Annotated in this window: 24 protein-coding genes and 1 riboswitch; of the genes, 9 read left to right on the top strand and 15 right to left on the bottom strand. The window is 62.9% G+C overall.

Features of this window, described 5'->3' with window-relative positions:
• The first annotated feature begins 107 nt into the window (after window positions 1-107).
• From VF194_RS09240 to VF194_RS09220, 5 genes are read left to right on the top strand one after another with little or no spacing between them, the layout of a single operon-like run.
• A complete protein-coding gene (locus tag VF194_RS09240; RefSeq protein WP_330890253.1) occupies window positions 108-668 on the top strand; it encodes a F0F1 ATP synthase subunit delta in 561 nt (186 codons plus the stop codon).
• Window positions 668-2,197, top strand: a complete 1,530-nt coding sequence (gene atpA / locus VF194_RS09235) for a F0F1 ATP synthase subunit alpha (protein ID WP_330890251.1) — start codon at window positions 668-670, stop codon at window positions 2,195-2,197. The genes VF194_RS09240 and atpA overlap by 1 nt, the downstream gene beginning before the upstream one ends.
• A 24-nt stretch (window positions 2,198-2,221) precedes the next feature.
• Window positions 2,222-3,118 carry a F0F1 ATP synthase subunit gamma gene (locus tag VF194_RS09230; protein WP_330890249.1) on the top strand — a complete coding sequence of 299 codons (897 nt, stop codon included), beginning with the start codon at window positions 2,222-2,224 and terminating at the stop codon, window positions 3,116-3,118.
• 41 nt (window positions 3,119-3,159) lie between these two features.
• Window positions 3,160-4,584, top strand: coding sequence for a F0F1 ATP synthase subunit beta (atpD, locus tag VF194_RS09225; RefSeq protein ID WP_330890247.1), 1,425 nt, complete (start codon window positions 3,160-3,162; stop codon window positions 4,582-4,584).
• A gap of 27 nt (window positions 4,585-4,611) precedes the next feature.
• Entirely contained in the window at window positions 4,612-5,013 is a 402-nt protein-coding gene (locus VF194_RS09220; RefSeq protein WP_330890245.1) for a F0F1 ATP synthase subunit epsilon, read from the top strand.
• Window positions 5,014-5,205: 192 nt separating this feature from the next.
• Here VF194_RS09220 and VF194_RS09215 read toward each other — a convergent pair whose 3' ends face one another.
• The 9 genes from VF194_RS09215 to VF194_RS09175 all read right to left on the bottom strand — a co-directional run bounded on the left by VF194_RS09215 (window position 5,206) and on the right by VF194_RS09175 (window position 15,582).
• Window positions 5,206-6,846 carry a sensor histidine kinase gene (locus VF194_RS09215; RefSeq protein WP_330890243.1) on the bottom strand — a complete coding sequence of 547 codons (1,641 nt, stop codon included), beginning with the start codon at window positions 6,844-6,846 and terminating at the stop codon, window positions 5,206-5,208.
• A 15-nt stretch (window positions 6,847-6,861) separates the two neighbouring features.
• Complete coding sequence (locus tag VF194_RS09210) at window positions 6,862-7,179, bottom strand: hypothetical protein (protein ID WP_330890241.1); 318 nt, start codon at window positions 7,177-7,179, stop codon at window positions 6,862-6,864.
• A gap of 113 nt (window positions 7,180-7,292) precedes the next feature.
• A complete protein-coding gene (gene bluB / locus VF194_RS09205) occupies window positions 7,293-7,937 on the bottom strand; it encodes a 5,6-dimethylbenzimidazole synthase (RefSeq protein WP_330890239.1) in 645 nt (214 codons plus the stop codon).
• Entirely contained in the window at window positions 7,934-9,742 is a 1,809-nt protein-coding gene (thiC, locus tag VF194_RS09200; protein WP_330890237.1) for a phosphomethylpyrimidine synthase ThiC, read from the bottom strand. Before thiC ends, bluB begins: the two co-directional genes overlap by 4 nt.
• 81 nt (window positions 9,743-9,823) lie before the next feature.
• Window positions 9,824-9,947: riboswitch (TPP riboswitch) on the bottom strand.
• Between the two features lie 95 nt (window positions 9,948-10,042).
• Window positions 10,043-10,633: a class I SAM-dependent methyltransferase gene (locus tag VF194_RS09195; RefSeq protein ID WP_330890235.1), complete on the bottom strand. Its 591-nt coding sequence runs from the start codon at window positions 10,631-10,633 to the stop codon at window positions 10,043-10,045.
• Window positions 10,634-10,762: 129 nt separating this feature from the next.
• Window positions 10,763-10,927 carry a JAB domain-containing protein gene (locus VF194_RS09190; protein WP_414656088.1) on the bottom strand — a complete coding sequence of 55 codons (165 nt, stop codon included), beginning with the start codon at window positions 10,925-10,927 and terminating at the stop codon, window positions 10,763-10,765.
• A gap of 542 nt (window positions 10,928-11,469) precedes the next feature.
• Window positions 11,470-12,135 carry a hypothetical protein gene (locus VF194_RS09185; protein WP_330890233.1) on the bottom strand — a complete coding sequence of 222 codons (666 nt, stop codon included), beginning with the start codon at window positions 12,133-12,135 and terminating at the stop codon, window positions 11,470-11,472.
• Window positions 12,132-14,408, bottom strand: a complete 2,277-nt coding sequence (locus tag VF194_RS09180; protein WP_330890231.1) for a ThiF family adenylyltransferase — start codon at window positions 14,406-14,408, stop codon at window positions 12,132-12,134. The genes VF194_RS09185 and VF194_RS09180 overlap by 4 nt, the downstream gene beginning before the upstream one ends.
• 7 nt (window positions 14,409-14,415) lie before the next feature.
• The gene (locus tag VF194_RS09175) at window positions 14,416-15,582 is read right to left on the bottom strand and encodes a metallohydrolase (protein WP_330890229.1); all 1,167 of its coding nucleotides are present in this window, start codon (window positions 15,580-15,582) and stop codon (window positions 14,416-14,418) included.
• A gap of 324 nt (window positions 15,583-15,906) precedes the next feature.
• On the opposite strand from VF194_RS09175, the gene VF194_RS09170 reads away from it, so the two are divergent.
• Window positions 15,907-17,391, top strand: coding sequence for a Fic family protein (locus tag VF194_RS09170; RefSeq protein ID WP_330890228.1), 1,485 nt, complete (start codon window positions 15,907-15,909; stop codon window positions 17,389-17,391).
• Between the two features lie 37 nt (window positions 17,392-17,428).
• Here VF194_RS09170 and VF194_RS09165 read toward each other — a convergent pair whose 3' ends face one another.
• From VF194_RS09165 to VF194_RS09155, 3 genes are read right to left on the bottom strand one after another with little or no spacing between them, the layout of a single operon-like run.
• The gene (locus VF194_RS09165; RefSeq protein ID WP_330890226.1) at window positions 17,429-18,199 is read right to left on the bottom strand and encodes a hypothetical protein; all 771 of its coding nucleotides are present in this window, start codon (window positions 18,197-18,199) and stop codon (window positions 17,429-17,431) included.
• The gene (locus tag VF194_RS09160) at window positions 18,199-19,224 is read right to left on the bottom strand and encodes a type I restriction enzyme subunit R domain-containing protein (protein ID WP_330890279.1); all 1,026 of its coding nucleotides are present in this window, start codon (window positions 19,222-19,224) and stop codon (window positions 18,199-18,201) included. The genes VF194_RS09165 and VF194_RS09160 overlap by 1 nt, the downstream gene beginning before the upstream one ends.
• On the bottom strand, window positions 19,148-20,260 hold the full coding sequence (locus VF194_RS09155) for a type I restriction endonuclease (RefSeq protein ID WP_330890224.1): 1,113 nt from the start codon (window positions 20,258-20,260) through the stop codon (window positions 19,148-19,150). The genes VF194_RS09160 and VF194_RS09155 overlap by 77 nt, the downstream gene beginning before the upstream one ends.
• Window positions 20,261-20,643: 383 nt before the next feature.
• On the opposite strand from VF194_RS09155, the gene VF194_RS19790 reads away from it, so the two are divergent.
• Window positions 20,644-20,889 (top strand): helix-turn-helix domain-containing protein, encoded by a 246-nt coding sequence (locus VF194_RS19790; RefSeq protein WP_414656087.1) that lies wholly within the window; start codon window positions 20,644-20,646, stop codon window positions 20,887-20,889.
• 144 nt (window positions 20,890-21,033) lie between these two features.
• Here the strand turns inward: VF194_RS19790 and VF194_RS09150 are convergent, their stop codons facing one another.
• Both VF194_RS09150 and VF194_RS09145 read right to left on the bottom strand, forming a co-directional pair.
• Complete coding sequence (locus VF194_RS09150; RefSeq protein WP_330890222.1) at window positions 21,034-21,711, bottom strand: RES family NAD+ phosphorylase; 678 nt, start codon at window positions 21,709-21,711, stop codon at window positions 21,034-21,036.
• Window positions 21,708-22,142 carry an MbcA/ParS/Xre antitoxin family protein gene (locus VF194_RS09145; protein WP_330890220.1) on the bottom strand — a complete coding sequence of 145 codons (435 nt, stop codon included), beginning with the start codon at window positions 22,140-22,142 and terminating at the stop codon, window positions 21,708-21,710. The genes VF194_RS09150 and VF194_RS09145 overlap by 4 nt, the downstream gene beginning before the upstream one ends.
• A gap of 164 nt (window positions 22,143-22,306) precedes the next feature.
• On the opposite strand from VF194_RS09145, the gene VF194_RS09140 reads away from it, so the two are divergent.
• Together VF194_RS09140 and VF194_RS09135 are read left to right on the top strand one after the other, a co-directional pair.
• On the top strand, window positions 22,307-22,498 hold the full coding sequence (locus VF194_RS09140) for a hypothetical protein (RefSeq protein WP_330890218.1): 192 nt from the start codon (window positions 22,307-22,309) through the stop codon (window positions 22,496-22,498).
• A gap of 130 nt (window positions 22,499-22,628) precedes the next feature.
• A complete protein-coding gene (locus VF194_RS09135) occupies window positions 22,629-22,835 on the top strand; it encodes a hypothetical protein (RefSeq protein ID WP_330890216.1) in 207 nt (68 codons plus the stop codon).
• A 162-nt stretch (window positions 22,836-22,997) separates the two neighbouring features.
• On the opposite strand, the gene VF194_RS09130 is transcribed toward VF194_RS09135, so the two are convergent.
• On the bottom strand, window positions 22,998-23,112 hold a 115-nt coding region (locus VF194_RS09130; RefSeq protein WP_330890277.1), incomplete at its 5' end, for an integrase core domain-containing protein.

Raw genomic sequence — 23,112 nt, 5'->3', positions numbered from 1 at the left:
TCCCCAGGCCGATCAAAGTATTAGCTGGCCTCGTCGGGGTTCGTTCGGATGCAACCCATTCGAGTCCCGGTCCGCTGTGCCGGCGCCCAAAAAGAAGAAGGTCGTTCGTGGCTCAGGAAACTACGCTCGTCACCGGCATCGCCGGCCGCTATGCGACTGCGCTGTTCGATTTGGCGCGCGATGCCGGCCAGCTTGATGCCGTCGCCAAGGATCTGGATACGCTGTCGGCCATGCTGGCCGAGTCAGCCGATTTGGTGCGCCTCGTGCGCTCGCCGGCCTTCAGCCGCGAGGAGCAGGCCAAGGCGATCGCCGCCGTTGCCGAACGCGCCGGCCTGAGCGATCTGGTGCGCCGCTTCCTCGGCGTCGCCGCCCAGAACCGCCGCCTGTTCGCGCTCGGCGACACGATCGCCGCCTTCAAGGCGCTGCTCAGCCAGCATCGCGGCGAGGCCATCGCCGAGGTGATCTCCGCCACGCCGCTGTCGGATGCGCAGTTGCAGCAGCTCAAGGCGTCGCTGGCCCCCGCCGCTGCCGGCAATCTCGTCATCCAGTCCAAGGTCGATCCGTCGCTGATCGGCGGCCTGGTCGTGAAATTCGGATCGCGCATGATCGATGCCTCGATCCGCAACAAGCTCAACAATCTAAAGACCGCCATGAAAGGGGTTGCGTGATGGACATCCGCGCCGCAGAGATTTCCGAAATCCTGAAGACGCAGATCAAGAATTTCGGCGCCGAAGCCGAGGTCTCCGAAGTCGGCCAGGTGCTCTCCGTCGGTGACGGCATTGCCCGCGTCTACGGCCTCGACAAGGTGCAGGCCGGCGAGATGGTCGAATTCCCCGGCGGCGTCAAGGGCATGGCCCTGAACCTCGAAACCGACAATGTCGGCGTCGTGATCTTCGGCGAAGACCGCGGCATCAAGGAAGGCGATACCGTCAAGCGTACCGGCGCCATCGTCGACGTTCCGGTCGGCAAGGGCCTGCTCGGACGCGTGGTCGACGGCCTCGGCAATCCGATCGACGGCAAGGGGCCGCTCACGGACGTCACCCGCACCCGCGTCGAAGTGAAGGCGCCGGGCATCATTCCGCGCAAGTCGGTGCACGAGCCGATGCAGACCGGCCTGAAGGCGCTCGACGCCCTGGTGCCGGTCGGCCGTGGCCAGCGCGAGCTGATCATCGGCGACCGTCAGACCGGCAAGACCGCCGTGGCGGTCGACACCATCCTGAACCAGAAGTCGGTCAATGCCGGCGGCGACGAGAAGAAGAAGCTGTACTGCATCTATGTCGCGGTCGGCCAGAAGCGCTCGACCGTCGCCCAGGTGGTGAAGACCCTGGAAGAAGCCGGCGCTATGGAATACTCCATCGTGGTGGCTGCCACCGCCTCCGAGCCGGCGCCGCTGCAGTTCCTGGCGCCCTATACCGGCTGCGCCATGGGCGAGTTCTTCCGCGACAACGGCATGCATGCCGTCATCATCTATGACGATCTGTCCAAGCAGGCCGTCGCCTACCGCCAGATGTCGCTGCTGCTGCGGCGTCCGCCGGGCCGCGAAGCCTATCCGGGCGACGTCTTCTATCTGCATTCGCGCCTGCTCGAGCGCGCCGCGAAGATGAACGACAAGAACGGCGCCGGCTCGCTGACCGCCCTGCCGGTCATCGAAACCCAGGCGGGCGACGTCTCGGCTTATATTCCGACCAACGTGATCTCGATCACCGACGGCCAGATCTTCCTCGAGACCGACCTGTTCTACCGCGGCATCCGCCCGGCGATTAACGTCGGCCTCTCGGTCAGCCGCGTCGGCTCGGCCGCGCAGATCAAGGCGATGAAGCAGGTTGCCGGCTCGATCAAGCTCGAGCTTGCTCAGTATCGCGAAATGGCGGCCTTCGCCCAGTTCGGTTCGGACCTCGATGCCGCCACCCAGCGTCTGCTCAACCGCGGCGCGCGCCTGACCGAGCTGCTCAAACAGCCGCAGTATCAGCCGCTGCCGGTCGAGGAGCAGGTGGTTTCGATCTATGCCGGCGTGAAGGGCTACCTCGACAAGGTGGCGGTCAATGCCGTAACCCGCTTCGAGCAGGCCTTCCTGACGCTGATGCGCAGCAAGCATGCCGATGTCCTGAAGGATATCCGCGAGGCCCAGGCGCTGACGCCGGAGATCGAAACCAAGCTGAAGGCGATCCTCGACGAGTTCGCGAAGACCTTCGCGTAAGGCGGCTGGATAGGGGATAGCGCCATGCCCAGCCTTAAGAGTCTCCGCATTCGGATCAACTCGGTCAAATCGACCCAGAAGATCACGAAGGCGATGAAGATGGTGGCAGCCAGCAAGCTGCGCCGCGCCCAGGAGGCGGCCGAACAGGCCCGGCCTTACGCCGAGCGCATGGCGAAGATCCTCGCCTCGCTGGCGGCCGGCCAGGCCAATGCCGAGAACGCGCCGAAGCTGCTGGTCGGCACCGGCAGCGATCAGGTGCATCTGCTGGTCGTCGCCACCGCCGAGCGCGGCCTGTGCGGCGCTTTCAACTCCTCGATCGTCAAGCTGGCCCGCCGCAAGATCGACGAGCTGGCCGGCGCCGGCAAGACGGTGAAGATCCTCTGCGTCGGCAAGAAGGGGCGCGACCAGCTGCGCCGCGACCATGCGGCGAAGATCGTCGATACCGTCGATCTGTCGAAGGCCAAGAAGGTCGGCTTCGCCGAGGCGCAGGAGATCGCCGACCGCGTGCTCGCCATGTTCGAGGCCGGCGAGTTCGACGTCGCCCATATCTTCTTCAACAACTTCAAATCGGTGATCAGCCAGGTGCCGACCGTGCATCAGCTGATCCCGGCAATGGTGGCCAGCCCGGCGACCGAGGAAGCCCCGGCTTCCCCCGATCTGGGCGGCGCGATCTACGAGTTCGAACCGGACGAGGAAGCGATCCTCACCCAGCTTCTGCCGCGCAATCTCGCCATGCAGGTCTATCGGGCGCTGCTGGAGAATGCGGCTTCCGAACAGGGCGCGCGCATGTCGGCGATGGACAACGCCACCCGCAATGCCGGCGAAATGATCAAGAAGCTGACGCTGAACTACAACCGGTCGCGTCAGGCGCAGATCACCAAAGAGCTTATTGAAATCATCTCCGGCGCCGAGGCCGTATAAGGTCCGCCGGAGCGAAGGGACAGAGAGAGCGGAGCAGAATCATGGCTACCAACAAGGTCGGTCGCATCACCCAGGTCATCGGCGCCGTCGTCGACGTGCAGTTCGACGGCCACCTGCCGGCGATCCTCAACGCGCTGCATTGCACCAACCAGGGCAACCACCTGGTGCTCGAGGTGGCGCAGCATCTGGGCGAGAACACGGTGCGCACCATCGCCATGGACTCGACCGACGGTCTGGTCCGCGGCATGGAAGTCACCGATACCGGCGCGCCGATCTCGGTGCCGGTCGGTCCGGAGACGCTGGGCCGCATCATCAACGTGATCGGCCAGCCGATCGACGAGCGCGGTCCGGTCAACGCCAAGCAGGCCGCGCCGATCCATGCGCCGGCGCCTGAATATATCGATCAGTCGACCGAGCAGCAGGTGCTGGTCACCGGCATCAAGGTCGTCGACCTGCTCGCGCCGTATGCCAAGGGCGGCAAGATCGGCCTGTTCGGCGGCGCCGGCGTGGGCAAGACCGTGCTGATCATGGAGCTGATCAACAACATCGCGAAGACCCACGGCGGCTACTCGGTGTTCGCCGGCGTCGGCGAGCGCACCCGCGAGGGCAACGACCTCTATCACGAGATGATGGAATCGGGCGTCATCAAGACCGACGGCCCGGGCTCGAAGGTGGCGCTGGTCTACGGCCAGATGAACGAGCCGCCGGGCGCCCGCGCCCGCGTCGCGCTGACCGGCCTGACGCTTGCGGAATACTTCCGCGACCAGGAAGGCCAGGACGTGCTGTTCTTCGTCGACAACATCTTCCGTTTCACCCAGGCGGGCTCGGAAGTGTCGGCGCTGCTCGGCCGCATCCCCTCGGCGGTGGGTTACCAGCCGACGCTGGCCACCGACATGGGCGCCCTGCAGGAGCGCATCACCTCGACCAACAAGGGCTCGATCACCTCGGTGCAGGCCATTTACGTGCCGGCCGACGACTTGACCGACCCGGCGCCGGCGACCTCCTTCTCGCACTTGGACGCCACCACCGTGCTGAGCCGGCAGATCGCCGAGCTGGGCATCTATCCGGCGGTCGACCCGCTCGATTCGACCTCGCGCATCCTGGATCCGCGCATCGTCGGCGAGGAGCATTACGCCGTCGCCCGCCGCGTGCAGGAAATCCTGCAGAGCTACAAGTCGCTGCAGGACATCATCGCCATCCTGGGCATGGACGAGCTGTCGGAAGAGGACAAGCTGACCGTCGCCCGCGCCCGCAAGATCCAGCGCTTCCTGTCGCAGCCCTTCGACGTGGCGCAGGTCTTCACCGGCTTCCCCGGCGTGCAGGTGCCGCTGGCCGAGACGATCCGCGGCTTCAAGGAGATCGCCGAGGGCAAGCATGACCATCTGCCGGAAGCGGCCTTCTACATGGTCGGCACCATCGACGAGGCGATCGCCAAGGCCAAGAAGATGGCGGCCGAGGCGGCCTAAGGCCCGGCTGCGTAAGGAGAGCCGATCATGGCCGAGACCTTCGGGTTCGAACTGGTATCGCCGGAGAAGCTGCTGCTTTCGGTCGATGCCGAGATGGTGGTGGTGCCCGGCGAGGCCGGCGATTTCGGCGTGCTGCCGGGCCATGCGCCGCTGATCTCGACATTGCGCAACGGCGTGATCGAGGTCAGCAGCAACGGCGCGGTGTCGGAGCGCATCTTCGTCGCCGGTGGCTTCGCGGAGGTCGCCAATGACCGTCTTACCGTGCTGGCGGAAGAGGCCGTGCCGGTGGACAAGATCGACCGCGCCAAGGTCGAGCAGCAGCTGAAGGACGCCCGCGAGGACCTGGAAGACGCCAAGGACGACCATGCCCGGGCGCGCTGCCAGGTGATCGTCGACAAGTTCGCCGCCATGCTCGAGGCAGTGGCGTAAGCAAGTTCCGATTGCCGCCGGGCGTCGCCCGGCCTCCTTCAAGGCCCCTTCAAACCGGGCCTTGATTTTGGATCGGAATGTACCTGTTCTGTTTTCGGCTGTCGGACATCGTCGATAAGGCTTGCAAGCAGCGATCCGTCATGCCGCGGCTCAGCTGTCGCGGCTCAGCTGTTGCGGCTCAGCTGCCGCGGCTCAGCGGCGCTGCGCCGATGGGAACGGCAGGATGCGATGCGGCGGCAGGCGGATGGTCGCGGTGGTGCCCTTGTTCGGCTCGCTGCGCAGGCTGAAATCGCCGCCATGCAGACGGGCCATGCCGACCACCAGCGCCAGACCGAGCCCGGTGCCGGTTTCCTTGGCATTGCGCCGATAGGCCGAGCGGATCTGCTGGAATGGCTCCAGGACCAGGGCGAGATTCTGCTGGGCGATGCCGATGCCGGTATCGTGAACGGCAAGCTCCAGCCCGCCATCGTCGCCGAGCTGGGCCGCGATCCGGACCTCGCCGCCGGCCGCGGTGAACTTGACGGCGTTGCTGAGCAGATTGAGCAGCATCTGTATCAGCAGCCGGCGATCGGCAAAGACCGGCGGCAATGCCGGGTCGATGGCGGCATGCAGCGTCAGGCCGGCGTCGGTTGCCGCCCGGCTCATGGTGGTGCGGCAGGTTTCGACCACCTCGGCGATCTCCACGACCTCCTCGATCAGTTCGAGCCGGCCGGCCTCGATCTTCGCGATGTCGAGGATGTCGTTGATGATGTTCAGCAGATGGACGCCGCTGGCATGGATGTGCTGGCCGTATTCGACGAAGCGGCCGGCGGCCAGCGCCTGAAGGGCAGGGTCCTTGAGGATTTCGGAAAAACCGATGATGGCATTCAGCGGCGTGCGCAGTTCATGGCTCATATTGGCCAGGAACTCCGATTTTGCGCGGCTGGCCGCCTCGCTCTGCCGCTTCGCCTCGGCCAGCGCGGCAAGGCTTTTGGTCAGCTCGCGGTTGGCCGCCTGCAGTTCCAGCGTGCGTTCGCGCACGCGCCGCTCCAGCGTGTCATGGGCGTCGCGGATGCTCAAATTCGCGCTTTCGAGCTGGGCGATCTTCTCGCGCAGCACCGCCTCGATCTGGCCGCGGCGCAGCAGACCGAGCTTGTCGGCGGTGATCAGTTCGTTCGGCAGCATGCCGAGCAGGATCGGAAAACTGTCGATGGCGCCGAAACGCCGCGCCGTCAGCCGGTAGGAATCCTCGTAAGCGGCACGGGCGCGGGCACCGAGAAGCTGGTGCGCCCAGGCATAGAGGGCCTGCGAACATTGCTGCAGGATTTCGGTGTCATGCAGGGCTCTCTCGCCCGGCGGCGGCGCAACGAAGGGGCAGGGCTTTTTCCGCTCCAAGCCGTCATTCAGCCAGTCGCGCAGCGCGCCCAGCCTGTCGCCACCTGCGGCGCCCAGAACCGGCCGCAGCTGGTCCACCGCCGATTGCAGGAAATACCGCAGCAGCGCCGCCTCCTGATGGTCGGGATCCAGCAGGGGCAGCGCCATCTCCTCGGTCCCGGCCAGGGCCGGCCAGCGGCGCGCCGTCTGCTTGCGGAACTGGGCGCGGAATCCGCGCGGTTCGTCGGTCCGGTCGGCGAGGACATCCTCGACCCGGCAGAACAGCGCCGGAAGCCTGCGCAGACGCTCCTTCGGATCAAGTGTCCGCAGGGCGTCGATCTCAGGCCGCAGCTCGGCCACTGCCGTCGCCGGCAGCCGCAGCGACAGGTCGATCAGCAGAGCCTCGATCTCCGCCTCGACTGGGATGCTGCGGGCTGGCTGCGCAGCTCCGACGAGACGAGTGAGAAACCTGCCGATCATGCGGGCTTGGGATCGTCAGCCGCCTTTTGCGGCCTTGTAGATCTGATGGAAGCCGTAGGCCGACAATCCCCAGGTCGCCGCCAGCGCCAGGACCCAGACCACATCGCCGCCGGGCTCGCCGAAGATCGAGCCGAACAGGTTGATCCCGGTGAAGTGCTGGATCTGCATGTGCAGATGGCCCACCGCCATCACGACGAAGCCCCAGGCAAGCATTTGCATGCCGGTACCGAAGGCGCCGCCCTTGAGCTTGGTGGCGACACGGAAGGCAAAGATCACCGCGATGAACAGAAAAGGCAGCTCGAGCAGCCCGAATACGGCCTGGCTGTGATACATGGGACCCCCAAAGGCGGCTTATCTGCAAGCGCATTAAACAATCTTCAGTGGTGAGCATAACGCGATCACCCCCTATCGGAAATGGCAAATTCCCATAGGCAGACCGCAGGGCGTCACCGCCGGACGATGAAATCTCCCGCCGGACGCCGATGCTCCCAGCCGCGGCGTTCGAGTTCCGGATCGATATGATCCTCCGCCGGAAAGCCGACGCAGAGATAGGCGATCAGCCGCCACGCCGCCGGCACGTCCAGATCGCGGCAGACCGCCGCCGGATCGAGGATGGAAACCCAGCCGGCGCCGAGGCCATGCGCGCGCGCCGCCAGCCAGAAGCCGTAGACCGCCATCACCGCAGAATAGTCCAGCATCTCCGGCATGGTGCGCCGGCCCAGGCCATGGCCCTGGGCGGTGCCCTCGTCGCAGAAGATGGCGAGATGCACCGGCGCTTCCTTCAGGCCGGCCAGTTTCAGCGCCGCATAGAGCTTGGCCTGCTCGCCCTTGTAGTCGGCGAGCGCCTCGGCATTGGCCTGCTCGAAATTGGCCACCACTTTCGCGCGCCGCGCCGCATCCTGCACCTGCACGAAGCGCCAGGGCTGGCTGTTGCCGACGCTCGGCGCCAGCGCGGCGATTTCCAGTAGGTGCCGCAGCAGGTCCGGATCGACCGGGTCGGGCCTGAAATGCCGCACATCGCGCCGCCACAGGAAAAGCGTGGTCAGCTTCTCCTGGAAGGCGGCGTCGAATTCAGGCGGCCGGTCGATCATTGGGCGGGATGATAAATCTCCCCGCCCTGCTCGCGGAAGCGTTCCGCCATCTGCGCCATGCCGTTTTCCGCGACATCATTCTGCTGCCGGGCGGCGTCGCGCACCTCCTGGCTGATTTTCATGGAGCAGAATTTCGGACCGCACATGGAGCAGAAATGCGCCACCTTATGCGCTTCCTTCGGCAAGGTCTTGTCGTGGAAGTCGCGCGCCGTCTCCGGATCCAGCCCCAGGTTGAACTGGTCCTCCCAGCGGAATTCGAACCGCGCCCGGCTCAAGGCGTCGTCGCGCCGCGCCGCGCCGGGATGGCCCTTGGCAAGATCGGCAGCGTGCGCCGCGATCTTGTAGGTGATCACGCCGACCTTGACGTCGTTGCGGTCCGGCAGGCCGAGATGCTCCTTCGGGGTCACGTAGCAGAGCATGGCGCAGCCATACCAGCCGATCATGGCGGCGCCGATGCCGCTGGTGATGTGATCGTAGCCCGGCGCGATATCGGTGGTGAGCGGGCCCAGCGTATAGAAGGGGGCTTCGCCGCAGGTCTTGAGCTGCTTGTCCATGTTGGCTTTGATCTTGTGCATGGCGACATGGCCAGGCCCTTCGATCATCACCTGCACGCCCTTCTTCCAGGCGATCTGGGTCAGCTCGCCCAGCGTTTGCAGCTCGGCGAATTGCGCCGCGTCGTTGGCATCCGCGGTCGAGCCCGGCCGCAATCCGTCGCCCAGCGAGAAGGACACGTCATAGGCGCGCAGGATGTCGCAGATCTCCTCGAAATGGGTGTAGAGGAAGCTCTCCTGATGATGCGCCAGGCACCATTTCGCCATGATCGAGCCGCCGCGCGAGACGATGCCGGTGACGCGGTTGGCGGTGAGCGGAATGTAGGCCAGCCGCACACCGGCATGGACGGTGAAATAATCGACGCCCTGTTCGCATTGCTCGATCAAGGTGTCGCGGTAGACCTCCCAGGTCAGGTCCTCGGCGCGCCCGCCGACCTTCTCCAGCGCCTGGTAGATCGGCACGGTGCCGATCGGCACCGGCGAGTTGCGGATGATCCAGTCGCGGATATTGTGGATGTTGCGGCCGGTCGAGAGGTCCATCACCGTGTCGGCGCCCCAGCGGATCGCCCAGACCATCTTGTCGACTTCCTCGGCCACCGAGGAGGTCACGGCGGAATTGCCGATATTGGCATTGATCTTCACCAGGAAATTGCGGCCGATGATCATCGGCTCGAGTTCCGGGTGATTGATGTTGCAGGGGATGATGGCCCGGCCGCGGGCAATCTCCTCGCGCACGAATTCGGGCGTCACCAAATCCGGGATGGAGGCGCCGAAATCCTCGCCGTCGCGCTTGCCGAGTTCCTTGCGCGCCTCGTTCTCGCGGATGGCGACGTATTCCATTTCCGGCGTGATGATGCCGCGCCGGGCGTATTCGAGCTGCGTTACCGCCTGTCCCGCCTTGGCGCGCAGGGGACGCGGCGTCTGCGGGAAAGGCGGCACGGCGGTGCTGCCGCCGTTATCGACCGCCTGCACGGCGCGGCCCTCGTAGGCCTCGACATCGCCGCGTGCCATGATCAAGGCGGTGCGCCAGCGCGGCAGGCCGCGGTTGATGTCGATCTCGACATCAGGATCCGTATACGGCCCCGAGGTGTCGTAGACCGGCAGCGGCGGCTCGTTCGCGGTGGGATGCGTGGCGATCTCACGGTGCGGCACGCGGATTTCGGGATGCAGGCTGCCGGCCTGGTACATTTTGCGCGACGCCGGCAGCGGTCCGGTGGTGATGCGGAAATTTGGCGCATCGGTGACTTTATCCATGGGGATCTCCTGTACGGCTGGCGACTGGAGACCCGGGTGGTGGATGGTGTGTCGGAAAGCAGGCTGTCGAAATGCTCGCTGACATGCCTGGATGACCGTTCCCTCCGCCGGCATGACCCGGATCAGGTTGTAAGGGTCACGGCGCTGCGAAGTTCTCTCCGCCGGCCGAATCTCAGCGCCCTGCGGCGCTCCCCTCGGTGCCCGATAGAGTGAAGCAGCCGGGGCGATTCGTCAACGATGCAACCCTGGTCTGGTGCGTAAAGCGGCTGCACCAGTCCTGCTGGCGGGCCCGGTTTACGGCTAAAGGGCTTTCAGGATGGCAAGCAGCTCTTCGTCGGCCGGCTTCGTCTTGAAGGCGATGGCCCACAGGTCGAAGGCTTTCGGGCGGGCCTGAACGGCAGCGTAGCCGAAACCGGCATCCGAGAGTTTGCGCTTCAGGGTCTCCCGCGTGAAACCGGTACGATGCGCCATGTAGGTCCTGCCGCGGGCCAGTGCGGATCGGAGGCCAAACAGGACGTCGATGGCCGCAATGGGGCCGGCCGCCGATTTGTAGAGTTCGTCTTCGAGGCGCCCCTCGGCCACATGGCGGCAGATTTCCTGCAGATCCGGCGTGGCAATCAGGACAAAGCCGTCCGGACGCAGCACGCGCCGGAATTCGGCGAGGGCAACCGGGACATCATGCGCTTCGAGATGCTCGATATTGTGCGATGACCAGACGGCATCGACCGAATCGGTGGCCACGGCGGACATGTCGGTGATGGAGCCGATGATATCCGGCCGGACATCCGGGTCGATGTCGAGGCGAAGTTCGCGCCATCCCGGGTGTCGGAAAGTGTGATGCAGCGCGCCCGGATTCGCCGGCCCGCAGCCGACATGAAGGACCGTCTTCATTCCCTGCAACCTCGAGAAAGCATGCAATCCGAGTACCGGTGTAAGCGCTCACATCCTAATGAAACCCTTACGGATCGGCGGAAAACGGCTCGACCAGGCCGCAGGATCGCGCTTAGGCCGCGCCGAGCGTCAGATCAGCCCGCGCTCCCTGAAGCTGACATGGCCCTTGCGGCCGATGATCAGGTGATCGTGCACGGCGATGCCCAGCGCGGCGGCGGCATCGCGGACCTGCTTCGTCATCTCGATATCGGCGTGCGACGGGGTGGGATCGCCGCTGGGATGGTTGTGCACCATAACTATCCTGCCCTTCTATGGGCAATGAAGCTGCTCTGCGGAAATGACCTCTATCGCTTCAGAAGGACTTGCGGATCAGTCGGTTAGATCGGGAGCAGCCGATAGTAGGTAGTCGTTCCCGGTGGCCCTTCATTGCTTACCTCGTGCTTACTTTTCGGATGTCGACAAAAATTGCAGGCAATTTTTTGGGAAAAGTTAAGCACGGGGGCGAAGGTGATGCAAAGGGCATATCCATGGCAAAATTCGGCTTCATCCCCGCTGCCCGGAGGCACATTAAGCTCGCCGTCTTTCCAAAGCTTGTAGAGCGTAAGCCACATTACTTTTCGTATTTCATCTTTGTCCATCGAGATCAGGTTTGGCGCGGCACAGTCCCTGTTGCCAGAAATACGAGGCAATAACCGGATAAAAGCTGTGGACCAGGCAGGTTTGAGAAGAACGTGACAAACACGCGGGGCAAGCGGTTCAGCCGCGTAGCAGGACTCTCCGGCTTTGGGGACCGCGCCGATCAACAAGACCCGTTGGCAAGCGGCCGGAGGCGTCGGCTAAACCTGGCCGCTCGGGCTTGAGGCCGTGGCCAGCACATTCTCGACGAATCGGCCCGCATAGACCTGTGCCGCGAGCGCCATCAGAACATAAGAGGCGAACAGCGCTGCGCTGTACACCGCCACGCGCTCGGGATTGCCAGTGGCCCACCAGGCAAAGCCCGGCAGGAGAATGAACAAGATCAGGTTGATGATGCCGATATCGCGCGCTGCGAGATAGGATTTGTGGGCGTCGAGAACGCCGACTTCGTCGGCATGGGCGCGGTACACCTTATAGAAGAGGCGATCCTGCTCGCCCGGCTGCGTCGGCAGCGGGCCGTAGCGCTGCTCCAGCCGGGCCATATCCACGCGCGCGTCGGCGCGGCCGATCCGCGTGAAAGCGCGCGAACCGGGCAGCGGGTACCGCCAGCGCCAATGAATCACACGATCGCGCAGGCGCGCCTGGATGAGCCCGAGCAAGACAAGCTTGGCGAGCACGATGATCGCGAGCGAGAGCGAGCCGGGCGCAAGCGCCGTCTTGAGTTTCTCCAGCGCGTCCGGTCCGGAGAGTTGCGCGAGGACAAAAGGCTCGAAGGCGACATAGACGAAGGCGATGCCGTGAAGAATCAGCGCCGCGCGGATAAGCCAGGCATTTTGCGCTTTGAGCGATTGCGGACGATCGGTCATGGCACTGCCGGCGGATGCATGAGAGCGTACAGCCGGCCCGGCGTCGCGATAAGCAGGACGGACGGTGGCGGGCGCTCGGCGGCAAGTTCGCGTGCGGTTTGCCGATCCAGCGGCGACGGCCCCTGATCGGTCAAATGCGAATGCCATGTGCCGACATCGAACAGGGTGTCGCCGCTCTCGCGATGGCGGGCGCGAATCGCCTTTTTCAGGCCGCGTGTGCCGAGAACGAAGCGGCCTGCCGAACGGACGCTGTCCGGCGGCGCTGCAAGCACATCAACGACCGTGACGGCTTTCAGGCGCGCGCTGCACGTGCCGATCATGACCCCGCCGGTTTCGACGGCGGGGTAGCGGCCCATCTCGGTGCTGATGCCATCAAGCACGCGCTGCGATATGCGCAGCGTCCAGCCTGCCATCGGCTCAATCGGGACCACTTCGAAGGGAGCGACATTCTGCGCGTGCCAACGGGTGTCTGGCGAGGCTTCATCGGTCGCGCCGAGGATGATGCGACCCCCCTCGTGCGCCGCATGCATCTGATCGACCAGCGCTTCAGTCAGACCTGCGGTCATGGCGGACAGGCGCATGTCGGTCATCGGCATGGTCAGCGAGCCGCAGCCCTGCCCGATCTGCACTTCAGCGAGCCCGAATTGCGGATCGAACAGCAGGCTCCGCAGCCGGTCCGACCGGGTGGTGGCGTACAGCTCCGCGATCAGATCGCACAGGGTGGGATTGCGGCCGGCGCCCTCGACCAGCAAAAAGCCGCCGTGACCACGCCCGAACAGCGCCGCCTCTGCCAATCGCGGCTTCACGTCCTTCGGCGAAAGAGCGGAAAGCGCTTCGCGCACCGACAGCGAGGCGGTGGTGTTTACCGCGTAAACGGCCCGGCGCGGCAATGCGGCCTGCCGGCCTTCGCGCGTCGCAAGATCGGCGACAAGATCGCCCTTGTGGATTTGCGGGGACTGGCCGAGATGGGAGAGTTCGGCGGCAAGCTCGGGTGCCTTGTACGCGGCAAGGGGCGAGCGCGCGAGCGCGTGCCGCGCCATGTTGTGCGGCATCAATGTATCCTCGTCGCAAAGCAGGGGAATCTCGATGCCGCAACGGGCAAGGTGCATCGCCATTTTCGAGCCGACGCTGCCGCAGCCGAGCATGGCAACGGGGCCGGTCTCGGGCGCGCCGGAGACGCTGCGCAGCAACGCGGGGTTGGTGCGGTCGAGTTGCATGGCGGGCGCGACGGGCTCTTCATCACCGGCGGCGAAGAGAGACGATCGGCCCTTCATGGCCCGAACCTCCAGCACGTACGGCAAAAGCTCGATATCCGAAGAAGAGCCGATGAGGTGGTATGGCCGCCGGGCGCAGAGCACGATCGCAATCGGCACGGGCCGCTCAAGAAAATATCCTGAAAAGCACCGCTCGACGCTGCCGAGAAAGGCATCGAGCGCGCGGGCGCAATTCAGGTCGGCGGCGCGCTGCCGAAGCGCCGCGAGCGTGGTGACGGTTTCCGGCATGTAGGTGCCGGATACGAACGGGGCGCCGGTGGCAAGCTTGTCCGGCCAGAGCACGCAGCAAACGGTGTTGCCATGACCTGCATCGTCTGACCGCCGGGCGGTGAACAGCTCTTTGTCATCGCGCTTGAGCGGCACGGTGTCCATGCTTGCTTCGATGATGGAAAAGACGCCGTCGGCGGGACCGGATTCCGGCGGACCTGAGCGATAGTAAGTCGCCTTGAGAACGCGGTAGCCGCCATTGCGATCTACCATCGCCCGGCAGCCTTGCGCGTCGATGACCAGAAAATGGGAAAGGTCGCGCCGTAGCGTCGGCTCCCATCCCTGCTCCGGGGCGATCAGCGCGCCCTCGGCGGCGTGCTGGAGCCAGACGATGAGCTGGTGCACAAGGTGGAATACCCCGAGTTCCACCAGGCCATACTGGAAGAAGTATTCCCGCTGATTGCCGTCAATAAGGCATGGCCGGGGGAGCGCGTCGGGTGCACCGGGCTGAAGATGGGGCAGATCGCGTGGAAAATCCGAACGGAGATAGAAGGTTGGCGGCGACCAAGGGTAGGACGGCCCGAGCCTGACGGCGGCGGTCTCGATCCGGCGCACGCCGCTCTCGCTAATTCCGTCCACCTTCATGTGCTGGGGCATCTCGACGGCGAGGTCGAGTTCAATGCAGGCGGCGGTGTCGGTTACCTGCGCAAGCCGCGCGCCCCGGCATTGCGGATGCCGGATCGCCGCGGCCACGAATGTTTGTGCATGGGCGCGCAGGGCCTCGCCGGACATGCACGAGCTAGCCGTGCTGCCGGGCGTGCGCCGCCGTTGCCCCGATGCCGAGCGCCGGCGCCGCGAGGGCGGCGGCCTTGGCGAGCTTGCGCGTGATGCCGCTCGCCTTGATCTCGAATTCAAGCGGCTGGTTTTCGTCGGCCCAGTATTCGTCGGTGCAGGTGAAGCGTTCGTCGTCGTCGCCGAGGATGTCGATGTACTCGCGCTTGGCTCGCTCGTGCGGCGGATTGTCGTCGTCCTTCTTGATCGGCTTGGAACTCGCGATGATGATCGCGCCCTTGCGGGTCTGCGAGAGCGCGTTGCGCGCGTCCGGATCGACCTTGACCTTCTCGCCAAGCTCGCTCCAGCGGTCGAAGCTCAGGCTGCGCCACGAGCAATGATGCGGCGTCTGGAGTGCATCGTAAGTGAGCCAGTCGGCATTGTCCTCGCCATGGCGTTCCCACAGGCGCTTCCAGATCGCCACGCCGGCATCGCCGCCGGTCAGGAATCGGCACCGGTCGCTGATGCCGCCGCCTTTAAGCGAAAACCGCAGGATCACCGATGAGTCGTTCTTCTCCAGTTCCTCCTCGTCTTCCTCGCCTTCGGCGGCAAGCGGGCCGAGCAGCCGCGCCTCGAATACTCCGCCGTCGGCCCGGTTGCAGGCCGAGAAGGTGTCGTCGAGCTTGACGACGATGCCCAGGATGTCGTCGGTCTTGCCGTCCACGTCCTCTCCCATGATGAGAATGCGATCGCCCTCGGCGGTGTCGAGCCCATCCTCGCGGAACCTGGCGACGCGCCGACGCGCCTCGGTCGCCCACGCCTTGGCGTCCTCGCACAGCGTATGGTTCGGCCCGGCACGGCGGAAGACGATCGGCGAGGACCACATTTCCCGGATGAAAATCTTGTCGTCGTCCTTCGACCACTCGTCCGGCGGCCCGAGATGGAAGTGGTTGCGCAGGCCCGTGATGTGGTCCTGATCGGGGTGGCTCAGCAGGAAGGCGTCCACGTAAGGGCGGCCCTTGCCATCGCGCGTGAGCCGCTCGCGCAGCGCGGTGGCAACATCAGGCGTGTCGTCGTCATCGTCGTCTGCGGCGCCGCGGATATTGCAGTCGATGAGGATGATCTGGCCATTGTCGAGGCGAACCAGGGTCATGTCGCCGTTGGACACGGGAAAAAAGGTGAGTGAAGCCGCCATGGCCCTGCCCCCGATTGATATTAGACCCTGATACATGGGCATCGGGCAGGCCGGCGTCAAGATATAGGGGCTCGCCGCTTGTGGATGCCCCAGCGCTGGTGGAGCACCGGCATGGGTGCGGCGCGGGTTCCGGCTGGAAATCGCTGGCTAACTCGCGTTTTTTCCGGAACTGGCGACGAAAACCCCCGAAAATTGCGATTCCGTGTGGCCCCGGACGGCTTATCCTCCAAAAATCCGAAAACGTACTCTTAATACCCGATTTTTCCAGATATCGGTTTAATATCTCCCGAAAATTCCGTATCATGATCGGGAGAGGACCGCTTAATGCCCGAATTTTCGATCAAATCCCTGCCCGAGGTCTTCGTCTCCGATACGGCGATCTCGAAGGCCGTATCGGACGCGGTAGCCCGCGGCCAGCTCCGCAAGCTGGGCTCGCGCCTGTATACCCGCAATCTGGAGGACGATCCGGAGCGGCTGGTGCTGCGCAACTGGTATTACCTCATCGCCGCCTATTATCCGGACGCCCTCATTGCCGACCGCACGGCGCTGGAGAACAAGCCGGCGGCGGACGGCTCGGTGTTCCTGGTCTCAGACAAGAAGCGCGAGGTCGCCCTGCCGGGCGTGACCTTCCGGCCCCGCCAGGGGACCGGACCGCTCCCGAGCGACAAGACCTTTATCGGCGGCGCCCGCCTTGCCTCCCATGCGCGGTCCTATCTGGAGAACATGCGTCCCTCGCGGGCGCGCGGCGGGCGTGTGTCCCGCACGCTATCGCGGGAAGAAATCGAAGAGCGGCTGGATGCGCTGTTGCGCCAGCAAGGCGAGCACGCGCTGAACCGCCTGCGCGATGAGGCGCGCACTATCGCACCGAAGCTGGGGCTCGAAGCGGAATTCGAAGAGCTTAACACCCTGATCGGTGCGCTGCTCGGAACGCGCGATGCGGAAGCCAAAAGCGCCGTCGGCAAGGCGCGCATTGCGCGGAACCCGTTCGACCCCGATCGCATCCGACTTTTCGAAACGCTCTTCGCCGCATTGAGGGAGACGATCCCGGCCCCGCGTCCCGCGCCCGAGCGGAGCAGGGCGGCGAACGCCAATCTCGCGTTCTTCGAAGCGTACTTTTCCAACTTCATCGAGGGAACGGAATTCAGCGTTGAGGAAGCCGAGGACATCGTCTTCCGCGGCGTGATCCCGCAAGAGCGCCCCGATGATGCGCACGATATTCTCGGCACCTACCGGATAGTCTCCGATACGGCAGAGATGAAGACGCTGCCGGCGGATTTCGCTCAGTTCCTGGACCTGCTGCGCCGCCGCCATGCCGCGATCATGGAAGGCCGCCCCGACAAAAGCCCCGGCGCGTTCAAAACAAAGGTGAACCGGGCCGGTGAAACCGTGTTCGTCGCGCCGGAGCTGGTGACGGGCACTCTGGAGCGCGGGTTCGCGTTCGTGCAGGCGCTTGCCGAACCGTTCCAGCGCGCGGCCTTCATGATGTTCCTCGTCAGCGAAGTCCACCCGTTCACTGACGGCAACGGCAGGACCGCCCGCATTATGATGAATGCCGAACTGGTGGCCGGCGGCGAGGAACGCATCATCATCCCGACTGCCTATCGCACCGACTATCTCGGCGCACTCAAGGCGATCTCGCACAACGCCGCGACTACCCCGCTCCTGCGCATGCTGGACTATGCGCAGCGCTACACGCACGCGATCGACTGGAGCACGCTCGGCGCAGCTAGAGTCATGCTGGAGCAGACCGGCGCGTTTGCCGAAGGCGAGCTTGCCCGGCTTCGCCTCCCCGACGGCGCCACCGCGTAAAACGGGTTGCCCGCGGACCGGATAGATCGATCATCGGTCAGGTCCCTGGTCTCTTTTCTTCCCGCACTGCACGAAGTGCGCGGTTGAAGAAGTGTCGGGTTGCCTGCTCCCGTGCCTGCGCATCGGAGAGCACGATGCTCTTCATGTCGGTGTCGCGCTGAAACATACGAATGGCGCCGCGGAAGAACGCCTGCGAGAAAGCGGAAAAGACCACGTCGGGCGGATTGTTGCGCAGCATTTCCGCCATGTCGTCATCGAGAATCTCGCGGTTCACCTGCTCGAAGCGAAGGAAATCCTCTTCCGTGGACAAGGTGCCGTGGCGCTCGTTGAATGATTTGATGATCTCCGAAAGGGATCGGCGCTCGTCGTCCGTGTAGGGTTTTGCGCCGAACTCCTGAATTGGGGTGAGCGGCGCCGTCTGACCAGGCGCAAGCGACGCGTTCCCCTCCTCCTTCCGCACCACTTTGAAAGCCTGAAGGCGCAGCATGTCATCGGTGACTTCAATGTCGGGAGGGATCTGTCGGTTGGGCAGAAGACGCGCAAGCCAGGCACTGTATGAGTAGAGTTTTTCAAGGCCGGTGTCTTCCAGTCGCACGACCTGCGCGACAAAGCTGTAAAACCGCATAAAGCTTCGGAGGAGCTGCCGGAACTCTTCCTGCCGCCCTTCGTCATCTTCCGTCTCGAACCGTTTAACGGCTTCGCGCACCAGCCCTTCGAGCCGAATACGATCGGACCCGTCAAGCGGCCCCTTGTAATAGGTCTTCGCAAACCGCTCGACCTCATCGCGGTCAATGATGCCGAACGTCATCAACCGCTGCTCAAGCGCATAGACCTGATTGGGGTCGGACGTTTCTTCGAGTGCCGTGATCTCGAAAACGGTTTGAAGGCTTCCTGGATATCCTCGATGGTGTTCTGGAAGTCGAGAACGTATGTGCGTTCCTTGCCGGGCATGGTCCGGTTCAGGCGGGAGAGCGTCTGGACGGCCTGCAAGCCGGCAAGCTTGCGATCGACATACATGGCGCAGAGCTTGGGCTGATCGAAACCGGTCTGATACTTCTCGGCGACGATAAGAATCTGAAAGTCAGGCCCGTCAAACCTGCGGGGCAACTCGGTTTCGGAGAACCCGTTAACCGCTGCCTCAGTCCAGCTTTCCCCATCCAGATGGAGATCCCCGGAAAAAGCGACGAGGGCCTGAAGATCATGATAGCCGCGCTTCTTCAGATATTCGCGTAGACCGAAATAATAGCGCAAGGCATGTTCGCTGCTCTGCGTCACGACCATTGCCTTGGCACGACCCCCTATCTCGTTTTGCACATGGCGGCGGAAGTGCTCGACAATCACTTCCACCTTCTGGCTGATCGCGGTGGGATGCAGCGAGGCGAACCGGGCAACGCGGCGCTGGGCCTTGCGCCCCTGAAACTGCGGATCGTCCTCGATCGCCTTTTCCAGCTCGTAGTATGCCTTGTAGGTCATGTAGTTCTGGAGCACATCGAGGATGAAGCCCTCCTCGATGGCCTGGCGCATGGAGTAGAGATGGAACGGATGGGGCAGGCCGTCCCCGCCCATTACGCCGAAACGCTCCAGCGTTACGTTGCGCGGCGTTGCGGTGAACGCGAGATAGCTGATATTCGGCTGCGGGCCGCGGCTCTTCTGGTAGGCGGCGATGATATCCTCGACATCATCGCTTGAGGTTGCCTCGCGCGTCTGCGCATTGGCGAGCGCCTGAGCGCTCTTACCGGATTGCGAGCCGTGCGCTTCATCGACAAGGATGGCGAATTTTCGCCCCTTTTGCCCCGTCACCTCCTGGAGATGCTCGGTCCCGAATTTCTGAATCGTTGTGATGATGATCCGGGCGCCGTCCTGAATCGCTTTTTTTGAGCTGGCGCGAGGTACCGTCGATTTTCTTGACGACGCCCTTGGTCTGCTCGAACTGCGCCACCGTATTTTGAAGCTGCCGATCGAGTACGACCCGGTCGGTGACGATGATCACCGTGTTGAAAATGGTCTGGTCGGCATCGTCGTGGAGATTGATGAGCTGGTGGGCGGCCCAGCCGATCGTATTGGATTTCCCGGACCCGGCGGAGTGCTGGATCAGGTAGTTCTGCCCCGGCCCGTTCGCCCGCGCGTGCTGCATGAGCTTGGTCACGGCGTCGAGCTGCTGGAACCGCGGGAAGATCATCGCTTCTTTCCCGTCGGTCTTTTCCAGATGCATAAAGCGGCCAATGATGGCGAGCCATTTCTCGCGTCCGAACACTGCCCGGCCGTCGGGCAGATCGTGGTACAGATAAGCGACGCGGAACTCCTCCGGCACGTCGGGATTGCCGGCCCCGCCCTCACGTCCATGATTGAACGGCAAGAACCGCGTGCGCCCGTTCATCAGACGGGTCGTCATCGAGACGTTGTCTTCGTCCGCTGCAAAGTGAACGAGCGCACCGCGCTTGAAGGTGAGCAACGGCTCCCCGGCAGGGGACCGGTCACTCCGGTATTGCTTTTCGGCGTGGCGGAAGGTCGATCCGGTGAGAAGGTTCTTCAGTTCCAGGGTGGCGACCGGAATCCCGTTCACGAACAGCACCACGTCGATGACGTTTTCGTTCTTCCGGCTGTAGCGCACCTGCCGCATGACGCTCAGGATGTTTGCTTCATAGAGCCTGGTGAGTGCGGGGTTGAGATTAGATGCAGGCTGGAAGAAACAAAGCGCGAGCCGGATATTCGGGATCAGCTTCAGACCGCTGCGAAGCACATCGAGAGTGCCGCGATCCTTCAGCGCTTTCTCTAATTGTTTGAAGAACTCGGACTCGGCGCTGCCCGCATACTGTTTCTCAAGCTTGAGCCATTGCTCAGGTTGCGTTTCCCGCGACGCTCCAAGCAAAAGGCGAGTAACTGGCTAGCAAAGACATGGGCTGGCGTGCAGAGGGAAGCCAAGATCGATATTGACCTCCGTCAAATGCGGTCCGCCTACATCAATTCTGCCGATGAACTGGGGTTGTCAGATAATGAGATCTTGGAAATGACGCAGCATATGAGTGAATCGGTCGTAAAGCGACATTATATCATGTTCAAGGACAAGCGCGGTGCAAGGAATGCGCAAGCCCACTCTCAGATGCTTGATGCACTTAGGTTGGCGGAGCGAGAACTACCGGATAGCCGAAGCAATAATAACGCGGGTGAAGGGATTCGCACTCTCGACCTTCACCTTGGCAGGGTTGGAGTAGAAGGGCGATAGTAAGGGATATATGGATATTGGGACTATAGATGTTCAATCGACCGGCTATGCAAAAGCCTTCGAACTCAGCGTCATATATACCGCTGCTCCATCCGAAAGAGGCGGCGGCCTATTTGCGTCTTCACCCCGTGACGCTGGCGAAGATGAGGATGCGCGGGAATGGTCCCTCCTTTCTGCGTATCGGACGGAGCATACGGTATCGTCAGCGTGATCTTGAGGTTTGGCTCGAGCGGTGCAGGGCGAATAACACTGCATGCTATGGCATGCCTATTTAGCCCAGGCGGCTTTCGTAAATTCAAAGCGATGGGCGAACCGTGAAGGTATGCGCTCATTAAAAGTAGCGGAAGATCTATTGAAGCCGAGGCATTTTGTTGATCGAACCGCTCGATGCCCAGCAAAATACCAGTCGAAATCTAATGCTAGGCTTTATAGATCGTCGGCTCTGGTGAGCCAGCCCATTCCAGGCGCCAGATAGCACCCGGACGCACGTCTTGGACAAGATGTGGGTGAAAGGCGACGAGGCAGGTGCCTTCCGGACGGCGAGCGGACGGATAGAGAAGGCCGTTACCACCTTGGGCAATGAGCTCGGCTGCCAAAGCCTGGCCGGCTGGGTAGCCGATGGAAGGATCGGGATCGAGACAGGTCTGCTCGGCCGTGCCGCGCAGGTCGTGAAATGGGCCGATAAAGCCGGCAAAGAGCTCGGTGTAGTCGGTGCGATTGTCGAAGCGGCCAATGTTGATGAGCTCGCGGGTCAGGTGGAAGGCGATCTCGGCTAAAGACGTCTCGATCTCGAGAGCGCAATACCAGGCACCCCGCCGCTCGCTATTGAACCGATTGCCGCCCGGTCGCGTATGAGCGAAGGCGGCATTAATAAACGTGCGATAGGGCCGGCTGTAGATGAGGTCTTCGCGCCGTAGTTCCGGCATGCCGGCATTCTCGGCGATCAGCCGATCGTTGGTCGCGCTTTCGAGCTCGGCCAGATCGTCCAGATCACCTTGATGGCGGACCAATGCAGCGAGAATGGGTCCTTTGAGGCGGCCAGTTGGGATTAAGCGGACAGTATTGGGTTCGGCGATATTCGTAACCGGTAACTTCAAAGACCGCCTCGTAATGCATCGATATGCTGGCGTACTCTCACCATGGCAGGGATGCCGCCTTGGATCATCAAATCCAACGGCGCCTGGCCGCCAAAAATCGCACCGCGATTAGGCAGCCGGATCCAATCGTCGCTTAATGGCGCAGAAAAGATCAGCCGCAGCCCTTTGAAGATGCCGATCAGCAAACTGATGCGCATCAGCACGTCTTGTGACAGCGCATCGACCGTTTGGCTTTTCTTCATGCGAAACCAAGTTCGCTCGGATAGATCGCCGAGCAGAGCGGAAGCTTCATTGGCGTCGAGCCGCCAGATCTCGGCCAGCATGACCATGCCTTTGATGGCGGCCGGCGTGAGGCGCAAACGCTCGGCCGGATCGGCCAGGTTCGGCACGCGACTGGGAAAATCAGTTGGATAGAGCGGGTGCGGATCCATCAGTGCCTCTTGGCAGGTAAATTAGCGCCAAAAGACATGGCGGAATAGCCCATAGAAACAGGTACTTATCCCCAGGAATGGCCGAAATAGGACCTATTAGCTCGTACGATGGGAACAAATATGGACTAAAATCTAGCGCCGTAACAAAGAAGTGGAGGCTGCCTATGTGCGCAGACATCATCCACGAGGTCGCACTGTCACCTCGCCTCCTCACGACCTCAATGCTCGCTGTCTATCTTGGCATGACAGACAAGCAGTTTGCCCAACGGATGCCGGATTTCATCGAGCGCGGCTTGCCGCAGCCCGTGATGGCCCTTGGCCTGTACGATAAGGACGGCACATACAATAACTCATAAACTGGCGATCACTATGGTCAGCATAAATAGCGGGGTTCGTGGCCTAATCGCAAAACATCACGGTCTTGATAAATCGAGGTAAATCAACCGAGCACTTAGTGAGATTATTTGAGGTGTTTGGATGAAGGACGTGAGCGCCGCACAGATTTCAGCGCGCGACATCTGGGCAAGCGCCGTTTTGCTTATCAAGAGGCATGGCGACCTGGCGGCGATCGAAGCAGGCAAAAAAGCCGATCAGTTTCTTCAGACTGGCGACCTTGCTGGCCAGAGAATTTGGCTGCGCATTATGCATGCCATTGCGGCGATGACCGATACAGAGGGGCAGCCGCGAAACTAACTCTTCGCCGCTGCATAAAAATGTCGATGAGGGGGAATCTCGCCGAGCGCATAGCTTGAATACTTTGAAGCTATGTCCTTCTGGCTCGTTATGAAAGCGCATGAGATTATTAGTGGGCTTTACGTGCGAGTAGAGCTGACCTGCTCCCGTTGATGCCCTCGTTTATGGGGAGAGTCTGTTCTCAAGATGCCCCATTACGGGGCGGGTTGCAAACTCGGTTGGCGTAAGGCCGCGCAGACTGGTATGCGGCCGGTTGGTATTGTAGTCGATGCGCCAG

It is taken from the genome of Ferrovibrio sp. (assembly GCF_036381655.1).
GTDB lineage: Bacteria > Pseudomonadota > Alphaproteobacteria > Ferrovibrionales > Ferrovibrionaceae > Ferrovibrio.
Note: the sequence above shows the minus strand (reverse complement) of the source record. Positions and strands in the feature narration are given on the sequence as shown.